Consider the following 23,018-nt stretch of genomic DNA (forward strand, 5'->3'; position numbering starts at 1 on the left):
CTTATTTTTCCAGTTGAATAATCATGGCCGAGCGGGCCGGAACGGCAATCGCAGTCAAATCATTAATCCGGGAGGCCGAAATAATTTCAGTCCCGCTGCTGTAAGCTTTCATCACCCCGGCAAAACGTTTGGCCGACAGGTTTTTAGCTTCCCGGTTTTTGTTGAGGACAACCATCACCGCACCATCGTTGTTATAGCGGAAATATACGTAAATGCCGTCCTGCGGAACAAAGTGCATGAGTTTGCCCGAGTGGATAAGCTCGTTGTTTTTACGCCAGTTTTGAATGGTGCGCAGGTAATGCTGCATGTCTTTTTGTTCGGCCGAAAGTCCCTCGCCGGTAAAAGCATTCACCCGGTCGCCGTCCCATCCGCCGGGAAAGTCACTTCGGATCAGGCCATCGTCTTTCGGTTCAGGACTTGACATCAACACTTCTGTTCCGTAAAAAATTTGCGGAATACCGCGAATTGTGAGGAAGTAGGCTAATCCCATCTTCAGGAGGCTGATGTCTTCATTCACCTGGGTGAAAAAACGGAGCATATCGTGATTATCGGGGAAAACAACCAGGTTCCCGGCGTCGGGGTACAAAAAATCGTTTGAAAGGGCATCATACAACTCCTGTAATCCTTTTTCCCAGCTCTCTTCGTTCTTCAAAGCTTGTCCGGCCGCATGCTGCAACGGAAAATCCATCAGGCCGGGCAGGAAACACCGATAACCGTCCGCATTGATTTTTCCTTTCTGCCAGTACGACACAATCGCCGGGTTCAGACTCCACTCTTCGCCCACAATGTTGAAATTCGGGTATTCGTCCAGTACCCGCTTCGTCCAGACAGCCATCATCTCTTTGTCGGGATACGGCCAGGTATCCTGCCGGATGCCCTCCAATCCGACCAATTCAATCCACCAGATGCTGTTTTGAATCAGGTAGTTGGCCATGAATGGATTCCTCTGGTTCAAATCGGGCATCGTGGGAACAAACCAGCCGTCGGCCATGTCTTGTTTGTCAGCTTCAGCGGCATAAGGATCCTGATTAACCGTGCGCCGGTGCGAGGTGATCTTGTACTCCGGGTAATTGTTGATCCAGTCGGTCATGGGCATGTCATCCATCCACCAATGTTCCGACCCGCAGTGGTTAAATATCATGTCCATGATGAGTTTCATGCCGCGTTTTTTCAGTTCGTCCGAAAGCTCCCGGTACTCTTCATTGGAGCCGTAACGCGGATCGACCCGGTAAAAATCGGTCGTTGAATAGCCATGATAAGAGGTCCGGGTCATGTTGTTTTCGAGCACCGGGTTCAGCCAAACGGCCGTGAAACCAAGGTCGTACAGATAATCCAGGCTATTGATAATGCCACGCAGGTCTCCGCCGTGCCGTCCGTCTTTATCGTCGCGGTTGGGTTGTTCTTTCATGCCGGGCATCGCATCGTTGGTTGGATCGCCGTTTACAAACCGGTCGGGTGTAATCAGGTAAATCACGTCTGAACTGTTAAAACCTTCCCGCCCGGCCGAACCATCTTCGCGGGCTTTCAGTTCGTACACATAACGGGCTTCTGTTTTCTTTTTCGAATTGAAATAAATCGTGAATGATCCGGGCCGGGCCTCTTCCGAAATTTTCAGGTCGATAAACAGGTAATTCGGATTTTCGACCCGGGTAACGGCCTGGAGCGTCACACCCGGGTAGGCCAGTTCCACATTTGTTCCGGCAATGTTTTCGCCGTGTACCATCAGTTGCAGGTTGGGGTTCTTCATACCTGTCCACCAGAACATCGGTTCCACGCGGTCGACGCCAATCGCGAACAAGCCGGCAGTATGGATAAAAAGAATGGATAGAAAAATGAATCGTTTCATACGTGTTGTTTTCTTTTTAAGGTTAGTTCCCGGTTTCCGCCCAGGGTATATTCGTCGCCCCAAATCATGAGGTTTACGCCCCCGGGATTGTGATTAATGATCTGCAATACATCTCCCATCCGGATTTCGAGGTGCGATTCGTGGAAGTTAATCCGGAACGAATAGGCTTCCCACGATTGGGGCAGAAAGGGGTTCAGGTGCAGTTGCCCGTTAATCACGCGCATTCCGCCAAAGGCTTCCACGAAAGCCATCCAGGTTCCGCCCATGCTGGTAATATGCAGGCCGTCAGCCGTATCGTTGTTATAGTCGTCCAAATCGAGGCGAGCCGTGCGCAGGTACATCTCATAGGCTTTTTCCTCCCGCCCGATACGGGCCGCCAAAATCGCGTGAATACAGGATGAAAGCGAAGATTCGTGCACCGTAATCGGTTCGTAAAAATCGAAGTGACGGCACAAACTATCGCTGTCGTAATGATCCTGAAACCAATACATACTTTGCAGAGTATCCGCCTGTTTGATGTAACACGATCGCAGGATCCGGTCCCACGACCAGTTTTGATTAATGGGCCGTTCAGCCGAATCGAGATGGGCCGCGGGGATAATTTCCTTATCGAGGAAGCCGTCCTGTTGCAGGTAAATGTTAAGCTCTTCATCATAGGGAAAGTACATGTTTTCAATGATGTCTTTCCAGTTGATGGTTTCCTGTAATTCGTTGAACTTCCATTTTTCCACCAGCTCTTCCCACAAATAAGGATGTTCCTTCTTCACGTAAGCAATCGCCTCCAGGGTATAGTTTAGCGTCCATACCGCCATGTTGTTGGTATGAAAGTTATTGTTGACGTTGTTTTCGTACTCATTCGGACCGGTGACGCCCAATAGCACATAGGCCTGTTTCGCATCGGACCAGTTGACCCGTTGCGCCCAAAAACGCGAGATGGCCAGTAAGACCTCGAAACCGTAAGGAGCCAGATACGCTTCGTCGCCGGTATAGTTAATGTAATTGTAAATGGCGTAGGCAATGGCCCCGTTCCGGTGAATTTCTTCGAAGGTAATTTCCCATTCGTTATGACATTCTTCGCCGTTAATCGTCACCATCGGATACAGGGCAGCGCCATGGTTGAAGCCCAGTTTTTCGGCATTCTCAATGGCCTTTTGCAGGTGTTTATGACGGTAAATCAACAGGTTTTTGGCCACCGTCTGCGGGGCTGTTCCGAGAAAAAAGGGCAGACAGAAGGCTTCGGTGTCCCAGTAGGTTACGCCGCCGTATTTTTCGCCGGTAAAGCCTTTGGGCCCGATGTTTAGTCGTTCATCATCGCCGCTATAGGTTTGCATCAGCTGGAAGATGTTAAAGCGGATACCTTGCTGGGCGGCCACATCGCCTTTGATCACGATGTCGGCTGTTTCCCACTTTTCGTCCCAGATTTTGCTGTGTTCTTCAAACAGCCGGTCAAAACCCGCGGTCAATGCTTTTTGGATTGATTTTTCAGTTTGCTGCATCAACTCATTCCGGCCCAAATACAGCGATGAATTGATGGCGGCAAATTTTTCAATCAGCAGCTCCTCCCCTTCCTTTAAGTCAACGACAAAGACATTTTCCACATACTTTTCTTTTTCAACTCCAGGGCCGGATACGAACTGCTCTTCCCGGCTTTTATACAAACGGGTGGCCATACCATGACAAACCTGGAAAGCGGTTTTCCGGGTTTCCATCAGCAAATAGGCCTCATTTCTACTTGATTTTTTCTCCAATTCCACCCAGAACTTCTCGTCGTAGTTGGAATCTTCGTTTTTCACATCGCCGTCAATCAGCGAGGTAATCTTTACCGGGGCCGAAAAATTCAGGCTTTTTAGCTGGTAGCTGATGGCGCCCAGCTCTTTATCCTTCATGCTTAAGAAACGCCTGGCATGTACTTCAACCTTCTTACCTGATGGGAGCGATGCCGTAAACGACCGGGTCAACAGCGCATTTTTCATGTCCAGCTGACGCCGGAACTCATGTACCTGCGCTGTTGCCAGATCGAGTTCTTCCCCCCCAATTTCAATGCGAATGCCAATCCAGTTAGCGGCATTCAGTATTTTGGCAAAGTATTCCGGGTAACCGTTTTTCCACCAGCCCACCAGGGTTTTGTCGGGATAGTACACCCCGGCTACATAGTTTCCGGAAAGGCTGTCGCCCGAATATTTTTCTTCGAAATTTGCCCGTTGACCGGTATGCCCGTTACCAATGCTGAACAGGCTTTCGGAAATCCGGTTATACTCCGGATAAAAGCTGTTTTCAATGACCTTCCACTCGCTGTGAATAATATAATCTTTCATATCACTCTCTCATTAAAAATGTAGATAACATCCTTTTACATGCTGCTAATCAGATTTTCAAACCTGAAATGCTCAAATCCGGGGATAACCAGATCGGCTGCTTTCAAGGTATTTTTATCCCCTACACCGATGCAAAACATCCCGGCATTTTTTGCCGCTTCAATGCCGGCGATGGCGTCTTCAAACACCACACAAGCATCCGGGGATACGTTTAGTTCTTCAGCTCCTTTCAAAAAAACCTCCGGATCGGGTTTGGCTTTCGAAACTTTATTGCCGTCGACTACCGCATCGAACAAATCTTCGATTTCCAGTTTTTGAAGGATCAATGCTGTATTTTTACTGGCCGAACCCAGAGCCACCAGCATGTGGTTGTTTTTCAGTTCGCTGATAAAAGATCTCACCCCGGGCAAAATCTCGCTTTTTTCCATTTTCAGGATCTGGCTGAGGTAGATTTCATTTTTTTTATCCGCGTAAGCGATCTTTTGATCGTCGGTCAATGTCTTTTTCCCCAGTTCGAGTAGGATATCCAGCGAACGCATGCGGCTTACCCCTTTAAGCAATTCGTTATGTTCTTCGGTAAAATCAATCTTCAGTTCGTCAGCCAATTGTTTCCAGGCCAGGAAATGGTACTTCGCGGTATCTACAATCACCCCGTCCAAATCAAAAAGACATGCTTTAATATTTTTCATTCAACTTAATTATTTAGGACTGTCAACATCATCAACAAACAACACGGCAACCGCAGCAATCAGCATGGAGGCCCCTCCCACTTGCAAAGCCATGATTGCCTGACCTCCAAATAAATGGCGCATAAAGAAACCCAGGATACTGGCTGCCAGAATTTGCGGGATGACGATGAAAAAGTTGAAAATTCCCATGTAAGTCCCCATTTTATCGCCCGGCAACGACCCGGTGAGGATCGCGTATGGCATCGACAAGATACTGGCCCAGGCCACCCCCACGCCAAGCATGGAAAGAACCAGCAAATTCGGGTCGCGCACCACATAGAAGGAAGCTAAGCCGAATCCGCCCAGCGCCAGCGAAATGGCATGGGTTGTTTTCCGGTTGGTATGCTTTGCCAATACAGGCAGCAGGAAGGCCACAATCGCGGCAAAACCATTGTACACCCCGAACAAAACACCCACCCAGTTGGCGCCCTCGTTATACAGTTCCGAAGTCGTGTCGGAAGTCCCGTAAACATGACTGGTTACCCCGGCTGTGGTGTAAATCCACATGGCAAAAAGAGCAAACCACGAGAAAAATTGTACCACCGCCAGCTGCCCCATGGTTTTGGGCATATTCAGCATGTCGGTAACAATCTCGACCAGCCCGTTTTTGGTTTTGTTGATTTTTGCAAGCCCGGCCGTCAGCAACAGGATGAAGCCGAAGATCAGCAGACCGCCACTCAGGATGTACAGTTCTTTTTCGAGATCGAAATGAAAAAAGACATAACTGAGCACGGCCCCGGCCGTAACAAACAGGAGCCCGTTGCGCGTAAACTTACCGGTCAGTTCGACGACCGTCCGTAACAGTAACCTGGCCGATGGATTGGATGCTATTTTTTCCTCTTCAAACGATTGTAGTTCCTCGGGCCGGTACTCTTTGGTGCGGATCACCGTCCAAAGCACCGCCAGAAAGAAAACCCCGCCGCCAATGTAAAACGATAATTTTACCGATGGCGGAATCAACCGGCCGGCTTCAGCAACATTTGCTACCCCGAACCAGTTGGTCATGATGTAAGGTAAAACAGATGCAACAATCGCTCCCGCCCCGATGAAGAAACTCTGCATGGCAAAACCCTGGGTTCGCTGCTCGCTGGGCAGCATATCGCCTACAAATGCCCGGAATGGTTCCATCGAAATATTGATGGACGCATCCATGATCCAAAGAGTACCAACGGCTATCCATAACACGGGCGAATTGGGCATGATAAACAAAGCCAGGGATGCAAGGATGGCGCCTGCCAAAAAATAAGGACGGCGGCGCCCTAAGCGGCTCCAGGTTTTATCGCTGTAGTGTCCGATGATGGGCTGGACAATTAAGCCGGTAACCGGAGCTGCCAGCCAATACAAGGCCAAACGGTCGACATCGCCGCCAAGACTTTGGAAGATACGCGAAACATTGGCATTCTGGAGCGCGAATCCAAACTGGATCCCCAAAAAACCAAAGCTCATATTCCAAATCTGCCAAAAACTAAGAACAGGCTTCTTTTTCATACGTTTATTTTTTCAATTTAACTAACTGCAACTTGCGTATCACACGTCATCACTTTGATGACACTACCAACGGTATGGAACTCGCCAAATAAACATTCTCTTGTGCAAAAGCTGAACCTTTCACGGCTCGTTTCATAAAAAGTAATTTTAAGATACGACAACGGAAAGCGCCTGAGAAAACCCAGACTAACATGGAGTAATTTCGGAGTAAAAAATCGGATGATCAATGCAAATATAGGGAGGTAATTCTGATAATTACAAGTTTTCCCGTTTGTATTTGGATGACCAAACCACAGGAAATAAGGCAAAAAGACGCTGAAGATCTCGTTTCAAACGTTTGCAGAAGAAATTTAAAAAAATGAAAAAAAATTTACATGGATGATCCCCGTACAATCAGGTTGGCATTCAACACCTTTATTTTAGGAACATAAATCTCTGCCGGGTCAATCAGTCGGTCGAGCAAAATCTGCGTGGCGATGGTCCCCATCTCGTAGCCGTGCTGATCGACTGAAGTCAGATTGGGCTCGGTAATTCCCGAAAAGCGTCCGTCGCTAAAACCAACCACTGCTACTTGTTTCGGTATTTTAATTCCTTTCTTCAGCAGGGTTTGCATGGCTCCAATGGCTGTCAGGTCGTTGGTGGCAAAAATACCGTCGGGCGGGTTGCCGGATTCCAGCAAATGGTTGGTCGCAATTAAGGCCTTTTCAAACGTATCGGCGTCAACAATCAGTTTCGGATCGACTGGTAAACCGGCCTCTTTCAGCGCTCTCAGGTAGCCGTCTTTCCGGTGGCGGCCGATCAGCAGGTTTTGCGGCCCTGCAAAATGAGCAATGCGTTTTTTGCCATTCGCAATTAAATGTTTGGTGGCCTTGTAGGCGGCTTCTTCATCGTCAATAATCACCTGGTCGGCCTGAATCTCGGGCACAATACGGTCGAAAAACACCAAAGGCAGGCCGCTTTCCTGCAACATTTGCAGGTGTTCGAAGGAGGTAGTTTCTTTTGAAATTGAAACCAGAACCCCGTCAACCCGGTGAGACAGCAGCATTTTGGCATTGGCCACTTCGCGGTCGTATTTTTCGTTCGACTGACAAATCACCACCGTAAAACCGGCGTCATAAGCCACATCTTCAATACCGCTGATTACTGAGGAGAAAAAGTAATGCACAATTTCGGGGATAATCACCCCGATCGTATAGCTGCGGCTGTGTTTTAAGCTAAGCGCCACCGCATTGGGCTGGTATTTGAGTTTGACCGCCAGTTCATTAACGGCCATTTTGGTCTCCTCACTGATATCGGGGTGATTTTTCAAGGCCCGCGAAACCGTAGACGCCGAAATCCCCAATATTCGGGCAATATCTTTTATGGTAACCTGATTGCTTCTCATAGTATGAACAATGATACTTACAATAATAAAAATAAATGTATGAATAATATCTGACAACATCGTGTGGGATGTATCTGAAACAGGTAATTCACTGAAAACAAACCCACCGGTAACCACCTGTTTTATAACATGTTTGATGCAAACGTCACCGCAAACGTTTGCATTTGAACACATGTTAAAAAACAAAAACAAATCTTAATAAAAACGATATCATTGTCCCATCGGATCGAAAAATATGGAGTAAAAACGGATTAACGTGAAATTAAACTATGAAAGAAATCGTGTAAAAAACGAGATGACTTAATTGAATTAAAGAACTAATAACCATGTAAAATGAAGATTATTCGCAAAAACTTGAAAGTCCTGCTAATGGTCCTGGGATTGATGCTGACTTCAGTATCCTACGCCCAGGTAATTAGCCTGTCCGGCAGGGTAACCGATCATTCTACCGGAGAACCGCTTCCGGGGGTAACTGTTGTTGTAAAAGGAACAACAATCGGCACCATCACCAACTTCGACGGAGAGTATACCCTTGTTGTTGACAAAGAGGCCATCATCCAGTTCTCTTATATCGGTTATGCCACCACGGAGCAACGCGTCGGAGCGGCCACACGACTTGATATTGCCTTAAAGGTTGACATTGCGCAACTGGAGGAAGTAGTGGTCATTGGCTACGGTCAGGTGAAAAAAGGCGATGCCACCGGCGCTGTTACATCGGTATCATCAGCCGATTTTAACCAGGGAGCAACAAGCTCGCCCCAGGATTTAATTATGGGCAAGGTGGCCGGTTTACGGATACAAACGGAAGGCGGCGCTCCCGGTTCAGCAGCTAAAATCCGCATCCGCGGAGGTTCATCCATGTCGGCCAGCAACGACCCGTTAATTGTTATCGACGGCATGCCGATTGATAACCGGACCATCGACGGGATGAGCAATGTGCTGAGCTCGATCAACCCAAATGATATCGAAACATTCACTGTTCTGAAGGACGCCTCATCAACTGCCATTTACGGATCGCGCGCTTCAAACGGCGTCATCATTATTACCACAAAGGAAGGTTCGAAAAGCCGCGATCTGAAAGTTCAGCTTGATTCAAAAGTAACCATCAATGAAGTGACTGATTACATCGATGTACTTTCAGCCGGTGAATACCGCGCCCTGGTTAACCAGCGAGCTACGGTCAGTTCGTCTGTAAATCCGGCATTGATGGGTACCGCCAATACCGACTGGCAGAAAGAAATATTTCAGACTTCGGCCGGACACGACCACAATCTGAGCGTTTCAGGCGCCATCCAGGATGTTCCGTTCCGCGCTTCGGTGGGTTATACCGACCAGTACGGGATCCTGCGGACCTCTTCCATGGAACGAAAAACGGGAACCTTCAAGGTCACTCCAAGCCTGTTTGATAATCATTTAAAAATTACCGCCGGTATCAAATACATGAATATCGACAACCGGTTTGCCGACAAAGGAGCCATCGGCAGCGCACTACGCTATGACCCCACCCAATCGGTTTTTAACAAAACCGGAATTTACGGCGGATACACCACCTGGCTGATGAGCGACGGCTCCCGTAACGTAAACGGAACCCGTAACCCGGTGGCCCAGCTCCAGCAAAAAAAGGATATCTCTGATGTTGACCGTTATATTTTGGATGCACAGGTGGATTATAAACTGCATTTCTTCCCCGACCTCACCGCCACCCTGAAAGTGGGCCTGGATAAATCGGACAGTGAAGGCAGCGTTGACACCGATCCGAAAGCAGCCTGGGTGCAGACCGCTTCTTCGGGTGTTGCCCGGGATTATACCCAGGAAAGGAAAAATGAGCTTTTCGATTTTTATCTGAACTACAAAAAAGATCTGCCCGGAATCAGCAGCAAAGTGGATGTGATGGCCGGCTACGAATGGCAGCATTTCTGGTCAAGCGCTTCGGCCTACGAAGTTGACCGCTTCAATACCGCTATTGAAGATTCGAAAGATGAAACGGAAAACTATCTTGTGTCGTTCTTCGGAAGAGCAAATTATTCTTTCAAAGACAAATATTTACTGACAGGAACGCTTCGGTACGACGGTTCGTCCCGGTTTCACAAGGACAACCGCTGGGGCTTCTATCCTTCAACGGCGCTTGGCTGGCGCATGACTGAAGAACCTTTCATTAAAAACCTGAATGCCTTCAGCAACCTGAAACTCAGGCTGGGATACGGGATCACCGGACAACAGGAATTAAACAGCGGCGATTATCCCTACATGGGAATTTACCAGCTAAGCGACAACAGGACGCAATACAAAATCGGCGATCAATATTACACCCTCATCCGCCCCAATGGTTACGACCAAAGTTTGAAGTGGGAAAAAACCACCACCTATAACATTGGTCTTGACTTTGGCTTCCTGGACAACCGCCTGACCGGAACCATTGATGCCTACAAACGGGTTACAAAAGACTTGCTGAACACCATTCCGGTTCCGGCAGGTACGAACTTTACCGACCGTCTGCTAACCAACGTGGGCGACCTTGAAAACACCGGGATCGAGTTCTCCGTAAACGCGATTCCCGTCAGCAGAAAAGACCTAAACTGGGAAGTGAGCTTCAACCTCACCCGGAACATCAATGAAGTGACCAGACTGACCAATTACGACGATCCTTCGTACAGAGGCGTTGAAACCGGCGGCATCAGCGGCGTTGGTGTTGGCAACAACATCCAGATCCATGCCGTAGGCCATGCCTTGAATACTTTCTACGTATATGAACAGGTTTACGACGCCAACGGGAAACCCATTGAAGGCTTGTATGTGGACAGAAACAAGGACGGCCAGATCACGGTTGACGATAAATATTACGCCGACTCGCCGGTTCCGGATGTGTTTATGGGCTTTTCGTCGATGTTGAATTACAAAAATTTTGACTTTGGCTTCAACGCGCGGGCAGCCATTGGCGGACAGATTTACAACAACGTGATTGTTGGCGCACGTTACCAGGAAATGACGGTGAACGAATACCTGACCAACATGCCGTCTGAAATCAAAAAATCGAAGTTTGAAACGGCCCAGCAGTATTCGGACTATTTTCTGGAAGATGCCTCCTATTTCAAACTCGATAATGTGACACTGGGATACAACTTTAAAAAAATGCTGAAAGAAAAAGCAGGAATTGATCTGAACCTCCGGCTTTATTCGTCGGTACAAAATGTATTCGTCATCACCAAGTACGGCGGGCTGGACCCGGAAGTTGACAATGGCATCGACAACGATATTTATCCGCGCCCGCGGGTTTACCTGTTTGGGCTAAGCGTGAACTTTTAACCAATAACCTTTTACATCATGAAAACGAAATATATTTTCAACTATAAAATCCTGGCCGTGGTGATGATGCTTTTTGTCTTTGCGTCCTGCATCAACGACCTGGACACCTTGCCTCTTGATGAAGACATGCTAACAGAGGACAAACTCACCAATGACGCGTCGTACAAAGGCATGCTGGCCAAATGTTACGCTGCCCTCGTTGTGGGAGGACAAACCGGCGTGGACGGCAATCCCGATATCAGCAGTATCGACGGCGGCTTTTCATCATACCTGCGCCAGCTCTGGAATCACCAGGAACTGACCACCGACGAGGCCATTTGTGCCTGGAACGACGGTAACCTGCGCGACCTGCATGATATGGACTGGACGGCGTCCAACGAGTTTATCACGGCCATGTACTACCGCATTAATCTGGAGATTGCTTATTGCAACAACCTGATTAAGCTGACAAACGATAAAGAAGAATTTGAAGCCTACAACACCGAAGCCCGCCTGTTACGGGGCCTGGCCTACTGGCACCTGCTCGATATGTTCGGAACCGGCCCGTTCGTGACCGACGAAGACCCGATAGGATCTTTCTTCTTTCCGGAACAGGCAACAGCCCGGCAACTTTTCGATTATATTGAAAGCGAGCTGACAGCCATCGAAGATTTGCTTGCTGAACCACGTACCAACGAATACGGGCGGGCCGACAAAGCCGCCGCCTGGATGATTTTGGCCAAACTGTATCTGAATGCTGAAACTTACGTCGGCACCGCACAGTACACGGAAAGCATTACCTACATCAAAAAAATCATTGCCGCCGGCTACAGTCTCGAACCGAACTACCTGAATCTGTTTCTGGCCGATAATCACCAGCGCACCAATGAGATCATTTTCCCCATCGTTTGCGACGGCGAACGCACCCAAACCTGGGGCGGGATGACTTTCCTGATCCATTCAACAGTAGGAGGCGACATGCCGGCTTCGGAATCGGGCATTGACGGGGGCTGGGGCGGAAACCGCACCACAAAAGCATTTGTCAACCATTTCCAGGATATCACCGGGGCCACAGATAGCCGCGCCCTGTTCTGGACGCAGGGACAAAACCTCGAAATCGGCGATATCTTTAACTTCAGGGATGGTTATGCCCTGCGTAAGTTCAGAAACATCACCTCCGGCGGTGTAACAGGCAGCAACCTGTCGCACCCCGATACCGATTTCCCGCTGTTCAGATATGCCGATGTTTTATTGATGTACGCTGAAGCTGTCCTCCGCGGCGGATCCGGCGGCGACCTGACTACAGCGCTTAATTACGTCAATTTGATCAGAGCAAGGGCCTATGGCAATGATTCCGGCAACATCGCTGCATCTGCCCTGACCCTCGACTTCATCCTGGCTGAACGCGGACGCGAACTGTATTGGGAATGCCACCGGAGAACGGATTTAAGGCGTTTCGGGAAACTTGCCGGCGGCGATTATACCTGGCCCTGGAAAGGCGCAGTTGCTGCCGGAACTTCAGTTGACGCCAAATTCAACCTGTTCCCGATTCCCGCTTCCGATATTAGTGCAAATCCAAACCTAAAGCAAATTGGAGCTTATTAACCTCATTAATGTGAACCACATGAAAAAACTAAGATATATACTCATGATATTCATCGCTGTGCTGATTTTCTCCTGCGAAGACGATGATATTGTAAAGTTAAATGATTCAAACTATGTCCCCGCAACCAACATTCAGGGGTTTGGTACCACCTTGGAAATATCAAAGGCTAAAAAAACCGAAACGATTACGGTATCGTATGCTCCTGCATCGTACGGAGTGGATATTGTGAAAACCCATAAAATTCAATTTTCCACGACAACCGACTTTACAAATCCGGCTACTTTTGATGTGAATGCATCCAACAATTCGTTCGCGTTCACCGTGGGCGCATTTAATGAATTCCTTACGGAGACATTGGAGTTGCCCGTTGACGAAGAAGCTACGGTTGCAGCACGGATCATGACCTATTCGCTTAAGGGTGTCGACACCTTGTACTCTTCCGTAATAAGCTTTAAAACAACTCCTTATCTGGACATTTTGTTTGCTCCGAACACCTTCTACCTGTTTGGCGATGGCGTAGGACGCGTTGCACAAAACAATAAACTCAAACTTAGAAAAGTTCACACCGAACCGGACGATTCCTGGATAATTGTATGGATGGAAGCTACCGGAACCTTCAGGCTTTGTTCGGATGTTGACTACAAAGGAGTTATCGGAAAGATTGGAAATCCTGTGAACGGCGAGTACACGCTGGGAGACGTTACGAATCGGGGTGAAGATATTCCGGTGCCGGGAACCGCCGGATACTATACGGTTGGTGTCAACCTGGCAACGAATAAACTACTGATTGAACCAGCCAATATTTATATCACCGGACCTAACGTGAATGCATGGCCTGTGAGCTCTGTTACCGAAGATAACAGGTTCAAACAGAATACGGAAAACAAGACCATGTATCTGACCAAAAGCCTTTTAGGTGGCGAACTTCGGCTTCATGTAACGCATCCGTACATTTCGGCTGCTGACTGGTGGCATGCCGAATTTATATTCCTTGACGGCAAAATTGCATACCGCGAAGATGGCGGCGATCAGGACCGGCTTAATATTAGCGGAGGTGAAAAAACGATTGAGCTTGACTTCATTAATCAAACTGGTAAAATCAAATAGATATGAAAAATATAAGCTATTTCCTGGTTCTGATTCTGGCGGTTTTTGCCTTCTCCTGCGAAGAAGATTTTATGACTCCGCCGGTCACATCCGTCGTTCAGGGGACAGCCCCGGTTTGGGAAACCACTCCCCCAGCTGATCTTGATACGGTTCTCTTCAAACGTTACGAGAATGAAACCCTGTTTTCACTAAGCTGGTCGGCTGCAACTTATGCGGATAAAATGGGTGTCAGGTATTACCTGCAGGTTGATACCAAAGGCAGTAACTTTGCCAACCCGCTCGAGTTTGCACGTATTTCAGCAACAGAAATGAATGTAACTATTGGCGGCCTTAATGCTGTTTTATCCAATCGTTATCCGCCTGCCGAAAAGGTTGAAATCGAATTGCGCGTCAGGGCCGCGGCCAATGAGGACCTGGCAAATCTTTACACTTCGGCCTTTTCAATGAAAGTGACGCCCTACCTCGACGTTCCGGTTCCTGCTGATTTGTTTATATTCGGAACTGCAACTCCGGTCGGGGCTAACAGTTCCGGTGCGTTGGCAACAATGAAAGACGGCGATGTATTCCTCAAATACCTGAAGTTGACGAAAGACGGCTTGTTCCGTTTTTCCGACAAAACAAGCGACGGATACAATTATAACTTTGGAAAATTCGCTACGGTTTCAAGCAACATCTCAGCCGCCGGCGACGACGACGGAAACTTCAAATTCACGGGCGAAACCGGTTGGTACGAAGTAAAAGCCGACTTTACCAACAGCGAATTGACCATTGCACCGTATGTGGAGGGAGCCACAACCTATACCTTCAACCCGGCAAATGTTTACCTGGTGGGCGATTATAGCGACGCCGTAGCAGGTTGGAACCCGGAGAATTCGCCGGCGATGATTAAAAAGTCGGAAGGTGTGTTCACGCTTGAAACGACTATTAAAGACGGTGCCATGCTCAAATTTGTCGGCCAGCCAAGCTGGGGCGACCTGGATTGGGGCAACCTCGGAGGCGACGGTTCCAGTGGCATCGTCGGCCCCAAAGGCAAAAATGGCAACATCACGTTTGACGGCGGAGACAAAACTTACTTCGTAACGCTTGACCTGAATAAAGGCACCTACAAAATCGAAGAAGCCGCAATATACCTGGTGGGCAGCGCAACTGAAGCTGATTGGAATATCGACAACGCGATTGAGTTAAAATGGCGTCCGGGGCACAATGCCTACATGGGATATGTTCCGTTAAAGAGCGGAGACTTTAAATTCTTCCCGGTAAAAGGTAGTTGGGATAACGGAATGGGCAGGATCAACGATTCAGAAGATCCCAAAGGCGGTTCGCTGGGAGGAGAAAACAAAGATATTCCAAGCAGAAATACTTCATCTGACTTTAAATTATACAGAATCGCTGTTTGGTACGACACAAGCGTCAGCTCTTATAAATATTCAGTTTTAGATGCTGAGATGACCCTCGTTGGAGATGCTACCCCCGCAGGCTGGTCTATCGACAACGGTTTTAACATGGTCTATGCAGGAGAAGGGAAATGGGTAACTTATGTTGACATGAATGCTTCCGGAGGATATAAATTCTTCTATGAAACCGGGAACTGGAACTCAGGTTATAAAGAGTTTGATGCAGCAGGTAAACCTGGCGAATTATCTCTTGAAGGTGGAGATCCAAATATTTCAACTCCGGGAGAAGGATATTATAAGTTGACCATCGATACGTATAATATGGCTTACACCAAAGAACTCATTGCGACCAGAAAAATGTATCTGGTTGGTTCTCCCAACGAATGGAATATCAATGCAGGTATTGAAATGACCTGGAACGATACCAACAAAGAATGGACCCTCACTACAAATTTGTCGGCCGGCGATGCTTTCAAAATTTTTGCTGAGGCCGGCAATTGGAATAGTGGGTTTAAATTCAAATACGGAATGCTTAATTTCGAAGGTGGCGACCCGAACATGTCAACTCCGGATGGCGCCGGAAACTACACCATAAAGTTTAGTTTGGCGAAACGCACTTTAACGTTTACAAAAAACTAAGCTTGCGAAATTTCTTTTATCAAGGTTGCCCGGGATTTTCCGGGCAACCTTTTATTTCAGCTTCTGTATAAACAATCACTATTATCCGACTAACATGCAGATTTGAGATTTTTGATCTTTAATTGCATGATAATCAATTGTTATTATTTCTATTTCAAAAGTCACCCCCTGCTAAAAAGCAAGACTGGTTTGCATATTTGATATTGGTGACCCTCTTTGTTTCAAGTATTCTCGGTTAGTACTTCGAAGCAATTCAAATACATCAAGCAAACTAATCAGATGTATGCGAACTAACGAAGCCACAACTGAAAATGCTTTTTTTGTTTGGGCCATCTTTTGAATCACTGTCATTAGCAATTGTGCAATTAAGGTGCACCAAACCTGTGTGCGAATGGCATTCTCGTTTTCCCCGTAAAAGTAATGAAGCTGAAAGTTCTGTTTCATTTTTTTGAACAGCAGCTCGATGCCCCACCGTTTTTTGTATAAGAACGCTATTTCTTCGGCCGTACTATCCATGCTATTGGTGATAAACTCATAATACCGGTTCTTTTCATCCTGATAGCATACTTTTTTCAGGCGAAGGGTTTTCTTCTGCTTTGTTTGTTTTTTGCCATTTTCATCTTCAGGAGAGTACTCAATTTCTATGATTTCCTCCCGAAGTACCATTGCTTTTCCTTTCTGTTTTTGATGTTCCTGCAACACTTCAATGACCGTATAAAGGGCATTTTTCTTGATCCGGGTAACAAAAAAGACCGATTTACTTGTCCACAAGGCAAACTGATGGTAATAGTTATAGGCCCGGTCGAAAACAACCATACTGTACGAGATCAGTTCCAGTTCCTTCAAAAAGTTTTTGTCGTGTACTTTGGCTTCGGTTATTTTAATAAACCGTCCAACCGATTGTACTGCATCAATGAGCATATGAACCTTTAGCCCGCCTTTCTTTTTGCCATCGTTCTTGGGATTGCGTCCAACTCCTTTCAGAATATCACTGAATAACCGGATCGTGGTCGAATCGATCAGTAAGACTTCTTTAAAGGTGAGGCCAAAGGTTCGGCTGTCCGACAAAAAACTTTGATAATGGTGTACCAATTTAAAATAAACATCTTCAAAGAACTTGTTGTCCCGGTTGCGCATCCCATCGCAAGCGGTACTTTTGGCTGGCGCTTCTTCAAGCCCCAAATGGTTCAGCTTTCCGCCCAAAGCCCGCAGCCCTTCACATATCTCGGTCATCGAGTCGCACCGGCTAAAGATGCCAAAGAGAACCGTGATCAAATGTGTCTTTGCCTTAAAAGCTTTATAGTAATAATCAGCATTGTGCTTCTTTACTATACTGGTCAAACTGATGCCCTCTATTAAACTAATCACTTGTTTGAAAATCGGCTGTCCGACAAAATTTATTTCTGTATTTTTGCTCATGTTGAAGTTTTTTCGCAAAACAAACTTACAACATGGGGCCAAACCTTCGGGGAGTAACCCCTATTTATTTTTTTCCCCGTTCAGTAGTGATAAATTTTTAAAATAAACGCCATGGGAACCCGGGTTTTACTCCTTTCAATATTGTTTTTCTTCTTTTTTCAAACTCGTGCGCAGGTCACTACCGAGCCGGTTTTTCCGGTAGCTTCCCAAAGTGTAACCATCACGTTTGATTCATCAAAAGAAAACAGGTTGGGAAAGTTTACCGGCGACTTATACGCGCATACCGGTGTTAAAATTGAAGGAAACCCGGATTGGCAGCACGTCATCGGGACCTGGGGAAATAATACCACCCAGCCCAAACTGACCAACCGGGGCGACGGCATTTACGAACTAACCATTACGCCCGATATCAACTCGTTTTACGGGGTGCCGGCAAACGAAAAAATACTCCAACTCGCTTTCGTTTTCCGTTCGGCCGATGGCTCAAAGCAAACCAACGATTTGTTTACCGGTGTTTTTGAAGAAGGTCTTTTCGTAAACCTGACCAGCCCGGCCGAATACGCCATTTTAAAAAAAAATGAAGTTATCCCCGTTTCTGCCATCTCCTCCATCGAAGGAACAATCTCGTTGTATATTAATGACACACCATTAGCCGAAACCACCGGAAAAGAAATCACAACAAACTACCTGCCCACTGAATCGGGGAGAAATTGGCTGATCGCCAAAATTACGGCGGGAGACGCAACTGCTTATGATTCAGTTTCGGTTTATATCAAGGAAGACGTTACGCTGCAAGCTAAACCGGCCGGTTATAAAAAAGGAATCAACTACCCGGATGACCATTCAGCCGGATTCGTCCTTTGGGCCCCGGAAAAAGAATTTGTTTACGTGATCGGCGATTTTAATGATTGGCAGGTCGACGAAGCTTACCAGATGAAAAAAGATGGCGACTACTTTTGGCTGACTGTTGCCGACCTGACCCCCCGACAAGAGTATATTTTCCAGTATTTTATCGATGGTGAGATCAGAATCGGCGATCCGTACTGCGATAAAATCAGCGACCCGTATGACGATCATTATATTTCGTCAACCGTTTATCCAAACCTGATCAGTTATCCGGCCGGAAAAACCGAGGGGCGGGCATCGGTATTACAAACCGGGCAGGTTGCCTATCAATGGCAAACAAATGCTTATCCCATTCCTCCCAAAGAAAACCTGCATATTTACGAGCTTCTGATCCGCGATTTTACCGAAGAAAAAACCTATACCTCAATTCGCGAAAACCTGGATTATTTCGACAGCCTGGGTGTGAATACCCTCGGATTTATGCCTTTCAGCGAGTTTGAGGGAAACAGCAGTTGGGGCTACAACCCAAATTATTATTTTGCCCCGGATAAGGCTTACGGAACAAAAGACGATTTGAAAGAACTGATCGATTCGTGCCATCGCCGGGGTTTTCTTGTCATTCAGGACCTGGTGCTCAACCACGCGTATAACTCCAGCCCGATGGCTCAACTCTACTGGGACGCCACCAACAACCGCCCGGCAGCGAATAACCCGTGGTTTAATGCGAGTTCCCCCAATCCGGTTTTTTATTGGGGATCAGACTTTAACCACGAAAGTACCCATACCCAGGCCTTTGTTGACAGCGTAACCAGTTACTGGCTCACCGAATACAAAGTAGACGGTTTCCGCTTCGACTTTACCAAAGGCTTTACCAACACCCCCGGCGACGGAAGCGCATACGATGCTTCGCGCATCGCCATTCTGAAACGCATGGCCGACCACATCTGGAGCGTAAACCCGGAAGCCGTCATCATCCTGGAACACTTCGCCGACAATTCTGAAGAAAAAATCCTGACCAGTTATCAGAACGGGATGCTGGTTTGGGGAAATGCCAATTACAATTTCAACGAAGCAACCATGGGGTATCACGACGGCGGTAAATCAGATTTCTCGTGGGCCTCGTGGCAAAAGCGGGGTTTTACGCAGCCCGGTTTGGTGGCCTACATGGAAAGCCACGACGAAGAACGGCTGATGTACAAAAACCTGACTTACGGGAACGCTTCCGGAACTTACAACATTAAAAACACCGCAACCTCATTAAAACGAAACGCCCTGGCCGCTACCTTTTTTTTCTGCCTCACCGGACCGAAGATGATCTGGCAGTTTGGCGAGTTTGGCTACGATGTTTCCATCGACTACAACGACCGGGTAGGCGAAAAACCCCTGAAATGGGAATATCTGGACGACCCGGATCACCAAGAACTTTTCAAGATTTATTCCGCCATGATGGCACTGCGAAAACAATTCCCGGTGTTTACCTCGGGCACCGAAACCCTGAACCTGGCCGGTGAAATGAAATCCATTCAACTTAACCTGGAAAATCACCATATCAGCCTGATCGGTAATTTTGGACTAAGCCAAAAAACGATCAGCGCACCTTTCAAACATACCGGCACCTGGCACGAATTTTTCACCGGTCAAAGCGTTGAGATCGCTTCCACTTCGGTATCCATCCCGTTGGATGCCGGAGAATATCGCCTGTATTCCGACCAGAAACTGCCTGCTTTTAAAACCCCGGAACCTGAAGAACCTGAAGAACCTGAAGAACCCGAAGAAATAACGGACTTATTCATTTACCCCAACCCGGTTGGCCGGCTCCTTCACATCCGGTCGCCGCACGAAATGAAACAAATCAGTATTTACACGCTTGACGGGAAATTGCTCATGCAAATTCAGACGAACCGGGATGAGCTAAGCCTGGATGTGGCCTCATTCAACAGCGGTCTTTACTTCATTCAGGTATTTAGCGATGAGGGCATTGAAACCCGGAAGTTCGTAAAAAGCCATGCGGATTAATCCCGGTTTCACAACTGAACCTGAAAAACCGGTGTAAGCTGTTTTTTATACCATTCAACCTGATTTTTCGGGATTATATTCTAAATTACAACCATGTTTCAAAGAAACTGAAGAAATCGGGTTTGTGTGCATGAACCTGAAAAACAGAAAACGGTAAAAAGAAAAAAGATATGTCGGAATTTACCCATAAGCGAAAAGAACGCGTACAGAGGCTGGCCGAATTCGCGCGACAAATGATGGAAACGAATGATAAAGCCCAGCTGGTGAAGGCCAATGAAAAATTAATCGCTGAGGTTGTGCCGGCAGAAGTCATCACGCTTTTTGACGTGCTGGTGGGCGAACAAACGGATTTGAATGCGTTGAAAACCACTACCAATAAGATCCTGCATTTATTTCATATTCCGCTGATGGCTTACCCGGCTTTAAAACCCACGGCAGACAGTTTTCTGGATTTGCTTACCCGGAATAACATGGAAATGGAAAACCTGCTGAAATCGATGAAACCGGCCATCAGGCTCTTAAACCAGAATCCCCTTGATGCCGAAGCCCGCAGTGATTTAAACGACAAGCTCAACCGGCTAAAACTATTCCATAAACACTACCAAATCAAAGAAAACGTGCTCTTCCCTGCCCTCGAAACCCATTGGCCCGACTTTCGTTGCGTGCAACTGATGTGGTCGTACCACGACGATATTCGCAGACAAATGAGCGAACTACAAAAATTGCTTGAATCCGGCGACTTTGAGCTGAAAGCATTTAACCGCCTGACCGGCGACCTGTTTTTCAACCTCTTCGCCATCCGTTTCCGCGAAGAGCGCATCCTGTTTCCGCATATCCTCGAAACCATCCCGCAGCCGGTTATTGAGCAAATGCTGACAGACAGCCTGGAGATTGGTTTTCCCTACGTGTTTCCCGAAAAGGCCGAAAGCCCCTCGCGACCGGTTTTTGCCGAAGGAACAAGCATCAACCTGGGAAGCGGAACGATTGCCCCGGAACAGATCAGCCTGATTTTTAACCATCTGCCCGTTGATATCACCTTTGTGGACGAACACGATACGGTCCGTTATTTTTCGAGCCCGAAGAAACGTATTTTCCCCCGGACAAAAGCCGTTATTGGCCGCAAGGTGCATCACTGCCATCCACCCGAAAGCGTGCATGTTGTCGAAGAAATTGTATCGGCCTTCCGGAATGGCGAAAAAGAGGTCGCCAGCTTTTGGATCAACTTTAAAGACGAAAAAATACTGATCCGGTACTTTGCCCTGCGCGATGAAAACGGGAGTTACAAGGGAGTGATCGAAGTGGCCCAGGAAATCAGCGCTATTCAGCAACTACAAGGAGAAAAACGGCTGCTCGACTGGGGCAACGAATAAAAACCACTTCATCTCACGAATGTCACGACAGGTTTAAACTGGCGGTCTGAGTCAGAACGAGAGACTCACCCTTTCGTGAAAATTAAACTCCTGCCTTCTGCCTGTTTACGGTTGACCTGACACGACCACCGTTTTGATATTTACAAACTCGCGGATCCCGACAACCGATAGTTCGCGGCCATAGCCACTTTCCTTCACCCCGCCAAAAGGCAGCCGCGGATCGGATTTCACAAAGTCGTTGACAAACACGCAACCGGCTTCCAGTCCTTTTTCGGCCAGCTTTTTCCCGGCTTCTTTGTCGGCCGTAAAAATGCCGGACCCCAGCCCAAAAACCGTATCATTCGCCATCTTAACTGCTTCGTCAACGCTTTTCACCTTAAACAGCGAAGCCACCGGGCCAAACAATTCTTCGTGATAAGCCGGCATGCCGGGTTTAATATTTTCCAAAACAGTAGGAGGATAGAAGGCCGGATCGCCTTCGGGAATATAACCGCCACAAAGCACCGTGGCCCCCTGCCCTATACTTTGCATGACCTGCTGATGAAGCTCGTCGCGCAAATCTTTACGGGCCAGCGGACCAATAGTAGTACCGGCAGCCATCGGGTCGCCAAAAGTAGCTTGCTGCATTAAGCGCAGAAATTCAGCTTTAAAATCATCATAAACCTTTTCGAGCACGATAAAACGTTTGGCGCCAATGCAACTTTGCCCGGCATTCAGCAAACGGCTCGATACGCACAGACGTGCAGCTTCATTAATATCGGCGTCGTCGAGAACGAGGTAAGGGTCGCTGCCTCCCAGTTCCAGTACCGATTTTTTTAGCGCTGCCCCTGCCGCCGATGCCACAGCCTTTCCGGCCGGGGCGCTGCCGGTAAGCGTCACCGCTTTGATTGCCGGATTGGCAATGATGGTTTTTACCGCCGAACCGTCCACCAAAACCGTTCGGAAAACATTTGCCGGGAAACCCGCTTCGCTAACCAGTTCTTCAATTGCCAGGGCACAACCGGGTACATTGCTTGCATGCTTCAAAATTCCGGTATTCCCGGCCATGAGCGCGGGAGCCAGAAAGCGAAAAACCTGCCAAAAAGGAAAATTCCAGGGCATAACAGCCAAAACCGTCCCAATGGGCCGGTAGCAGAGATACGATTCGGAAGCTTCGGTTTGAATGGTTTCGTTTTGAAGAAAAGCGGCTGCATTTTCGGCATAATAACGGCAAACCCAGGCGCATTTTTCAACCTCGCCAACTGCTTCCCGGATCACTTTTCCCATCTCCGAAGTAATTAATCTTCCCAGGTCTTCCTTCCTCGAAACCAGCAAGCCGGCCAGCTTAACCATCCATTCCGAACGCTTTGCAAAAGAGCTGTTTTTCCAAGACTCCCAGGCCAGATCAACTTCGCGGATCATGTGGTTAACTTCAGCATCGGTGTGGTTGTTAAAGGTCTCGATGAGCTTATTTGTATACGGGTTGATTGATTGCATAAGATTGAAATTTCGTATTCTTTCAAAATTATAAAAAAATGAGGCTTACCATTCTTTGCGAGATCGTTCCCAAGGAATTTCGATCCGAAAAATCGGCAAACC

General features: G+C 47.6%; 13 protein-coding genes. 6 read left to right on the forward strand and 7 right to left on the reverse strand.

From position 1 onward, the window contains the following. Position 1: 1 nt before the first annotated feature. From AC6H3C_RS01675 to AC6H3C_RS01695, 5 genes are all read right to left on the reverse strand, one after another. Positions 2 to 1,846, reverse strand: coding sequence for a glycoside hydrolase family 13 protein (locus tag AC6H3C_RS01675; RefSeq protein WP_497518829.1), 1,845 nt, complete (start codon positions 1,844 to 1,846; stop codon positions 2 to 4). After that, on the reverse strand, positions 1,843 to 4,161 hold the full coding sequence (locus AC6H3C_RS01680; protein WP_497518831.1) for a family 65 glycosyl hydrolase domain-containing protein: 2,319 nt from the start codon (positions 4,159 to 4,161) through the stop codon (positions 1,843 to 1,845). Before AC6H3C_RS01680 ends, AC6H3C_RS01675 begins: the two co-directional genes overlap by 4 nt. 35 nt (positions 4,162 to 4,196) lie before the next feature. Further along, positions 4,197 to 4,850 carry a beta-phosphoglucomutase gene (gene pgmB, locus AC6H3C_RS01685; RefSeq protein ID WP_497518832.1) on the reverse strand — a complete coding sequence of 218 codons (654 nt, stop codon included), beginning with the start codon at positions 4,848 to 4,850 and terminating at the stop codon, positions 4,197 to 4,199. A gap of 9 nt (positions 4,851 to 4,859) precedes the next feature. Further along, positions 4,860 to 6,377: an MFS transporter gene (locus AC6H3C_RS01690; protein WP_497518833.1), complete on the reverse strand. Its 1,518-nt coding sequence runs from the start codon at positions 6,375 to 6,377 to the stop codon at positions 4,860 to 4,862. A gap of 370 nt (positions 6,378 to 6,747) precedes the next feature. Beyond that, positions 6,748 to 7,761 (reverse strand): LacI family DNA-binding transcriptional regulator, encoded by a 1,014-nt coding sequence (locus tag AC6H3C_RS01695; protein WP_497518834.1) that lies wholly within the window; start codon positions 7,759 to 7,761, stop codon positions 6,748 to 6,750. Between the two features lie 333 nt (positions 7,762 to 8,094). Between AC6H3C_RS01695 and AC6H3C_RS01700 the strand changes: the two genes are divergently transcribed. From AC6H3C_RS01700 to AC6H3C_RS01715, 4 genes are read left to right on the forward strand one after another with little or no spacing between them, the layout of a single operon-like run. Then, positions 8,095 to 11,064, forward strand: coding sequence for a SusC/RagA family TonB-linked outer membrane protein (locus AC6H3C_RS01700; protein ID WP_497518835.1), 2,970 nt, complete (start codon positions 8,095 to 8,097; stop codon positions 11,062 to 11,064). Between the two features lie 18 nt (positions 11,065 to 11,082). After that, positions 11,083 to 12,648 carry a RagB/SusD family nutrient uptake outer membrane protein gene (locus AC6H3C_RS01705; protein WP_497518836.1) on the forward strand — a complete coding sequence of 522 codons (1,566 nt, stop codon included), beginning with the start codon at positions 11,083 to 11,085 and terminating at the stop codon, positions 12,646 to 12,648. Positions 12,649 to 12,667: 19 nt separating this feature from the next. Next, the gene (locus tag AC6H3C_RS01710; RefSeq protein WP_497518837.1) at positions 12,668 to 13,756 is read left to right on the forward strand and encodes a SusF/SusE family carbohydrate-binding protein; all 1,089 of its coding nucleotides are present in this window, start codon (positions 12,668 to 12,670) and stop codon (positions 13,754 to 13,756) included. Positions 13,757 to 13,758: 2 nt separating this feature from the next. Further along, the gene (locus AC6H3C_RS01715) at positions 13,759 to 15,789 is read left to right on the forward strand and encodes a DUF8037 domain-containing protein (RefSeq protein WP_497518839.1); all 2,031 of its coding nucleotides are present in this window, start codon (positions 13,759 to 13,761) and stop codon (positions 15,787 to 15,789) included. A gap of 171 nt (positions 15,790 to 15,960) precedes the next feature. Here AC6H3C_RS01715 and AC6H3C_RS01720 read toward each other — a convergent pair whose 3' ends face one another. After that, positions 15,961 to 17,208 (reverse strand): IS4 family transposase, encoded by a 1,248-nt coding sequence (locus tag AC6H3C_RS01720; RefSeq protein ID WP_497517007.1) that lies wholly within the window; start codon positions 17,206 to 17,208, stop codon positions 15,961 to 15,963. Positions 17,209 to 17,319: 111 nt separating this feature from the next. Here AC6H3C_RS01720 and AC6H3C_RS01725 point away from each other — a divergent pair, with 111 nt between their 5' ends. Both AC6H3C_RS01725 and AC6H3C_RS01730 read left to right on the forward strand, forming a co-directional pair. After that, entirely contained in the window at positions 17,320 to 20,070 is a 2,751-nt protein-coding gene (locus AC6H3C_RS01725) for an alpha-amylase family glycosyl hydrolase (RefSeq protein ID WP_497518840.1), read from the forward strand. 170 nt (positions 20,071 to 20,240) lie between these two features. Then, the gene (locus AC6H3C_RS01730; RefSeq protein WP_497518841.1) at positions 20,241 to 21,440 is read left to right on the forward strand and encodes a PAS domain-containing protein; all 1,200 of its coding nucleotides are present in this window, start codon (positions 20,241 to 20,243) and stop codon (positions 21,438 to 21,440) included. Positions 21,441 to 21,545: 105 nt separating this feature from the next. Here the strand turns inward: AC6H3C_RS01730 and AC6H3C_RS01735 are convergent, their stop codons facing one another. Continuing rightward, complete coding sequence (locus AC6H3C_RS01735; protein ID WP_497518843.1) at positions 21,546 to 22,916, reverse strand: NAD-dependent succinate-semialdehyde dehydrogenase; 1,371 nt, start codon at positions 22,914 to 22,916, stop codon at positions 21,546 to 21,548. Positions 22,917 to 23,018 lie beyond the last annotated feature (102 nt).

The organism is Gaoshiqia sp. US2 (assembly GCF_059705485.1).

Excerpts from the sequence above, each read along its gene's own strand:
- AC6H3C_RS01695 (WP_497518834.1), bottom strand. The coding sequence starts at position 7,761 with ATGAGAAGCAATCAGGTTACCATAAAAGATATTGCCCGAATATTGGGG.
- pgmB (WP_497518832.1), bottom strand. The coding sequence starts at position 4,850 with ATGAAAAATATTAAAGCATGTCTTTTTGATTTGGACGGGGTGATTGTA.
- AC6H3C_RS01720 (WP_497517007.1), bottom strand. The coding sequence starts at position 17,208 with ATGAGCAAAAATACAGAAATAAATTTTGTCGGACAGCCGATTTTCAAA.
- AC6H3C_RS01715 (WP_497518839.1), top strand. The coding sequence starts at position 13,759 with ATGAAAAATATAAGCTATTTCCTGGTTCTGATTCTGGCGGTTTTTGCC.
- AC6H3C_RS01700 (WP_497518835.1), top strand. The coding sequence starts at position 8,095 with ATGAAGATTATTCGCAAAAACTTGAAAGTCCTGCTAATGGTCCTGGGA.
- AC6H3C_RS01735 (WP_497518843.1), bottom strand. The coding sequence starts at position 22,916 with ATGCAATCAATCAACCCGTATACAAATAAGCTCATCGAGACCTTTAAC.
- AC6H3C_RS01730 (WP_497518841.1), top strand. The coding sequence starts at position 20,241 with ATGTCGGAATTTACCCATAAGCGAAAAGAACGCGTACAGAGGCTGGCC.
- AC6H3C_RS01680 (WP_497518831.1), bottom strand. The coding sequence starts at position 4,161 with ATGAAAGATTATATTATTCACAGCGAGTGGAAGGTCATTGAAAACAGC.
- AC6H3C_RS01705 (WP_497518836.1), top strand. The coding sequence starts at position 11,083 with ATGAAAACGAAATATATTTTCAACTATAAAATCCTGGCCGTGGTGATG.
- AC6H3C_RS01675 (WP_497518829.1), bottom strand. The coding sequence starts at position 1,846 with ATGAAACGATTCATTTTTCTATCCATTCTTTTTATCCATACTGCCGGC.
- AC6H3C_RS01710 (WP_497518837.1), top strand. The coding sequence starts at position 12,668 with ATGAAAAAACTAAGATATATACTCATGATATTCATCGCTGTGCTGATT.
- AC6H3C_RS01725 (WP_497518840.1), top strand. The coding sequence starts at position 17,320 with ATGGGAACCCGGGTTTTACTCCTTTCAATATTGTTTTTCTTCTTTTTT.
- AC6H3C_RS01690 (WP_497518833.1), bottom strand. The coding sequence starts at position 6,377 with ATGAAAAAGAAGCCTGTTCTTAGTTTTTGGCAGATTTGGAATATGAGC.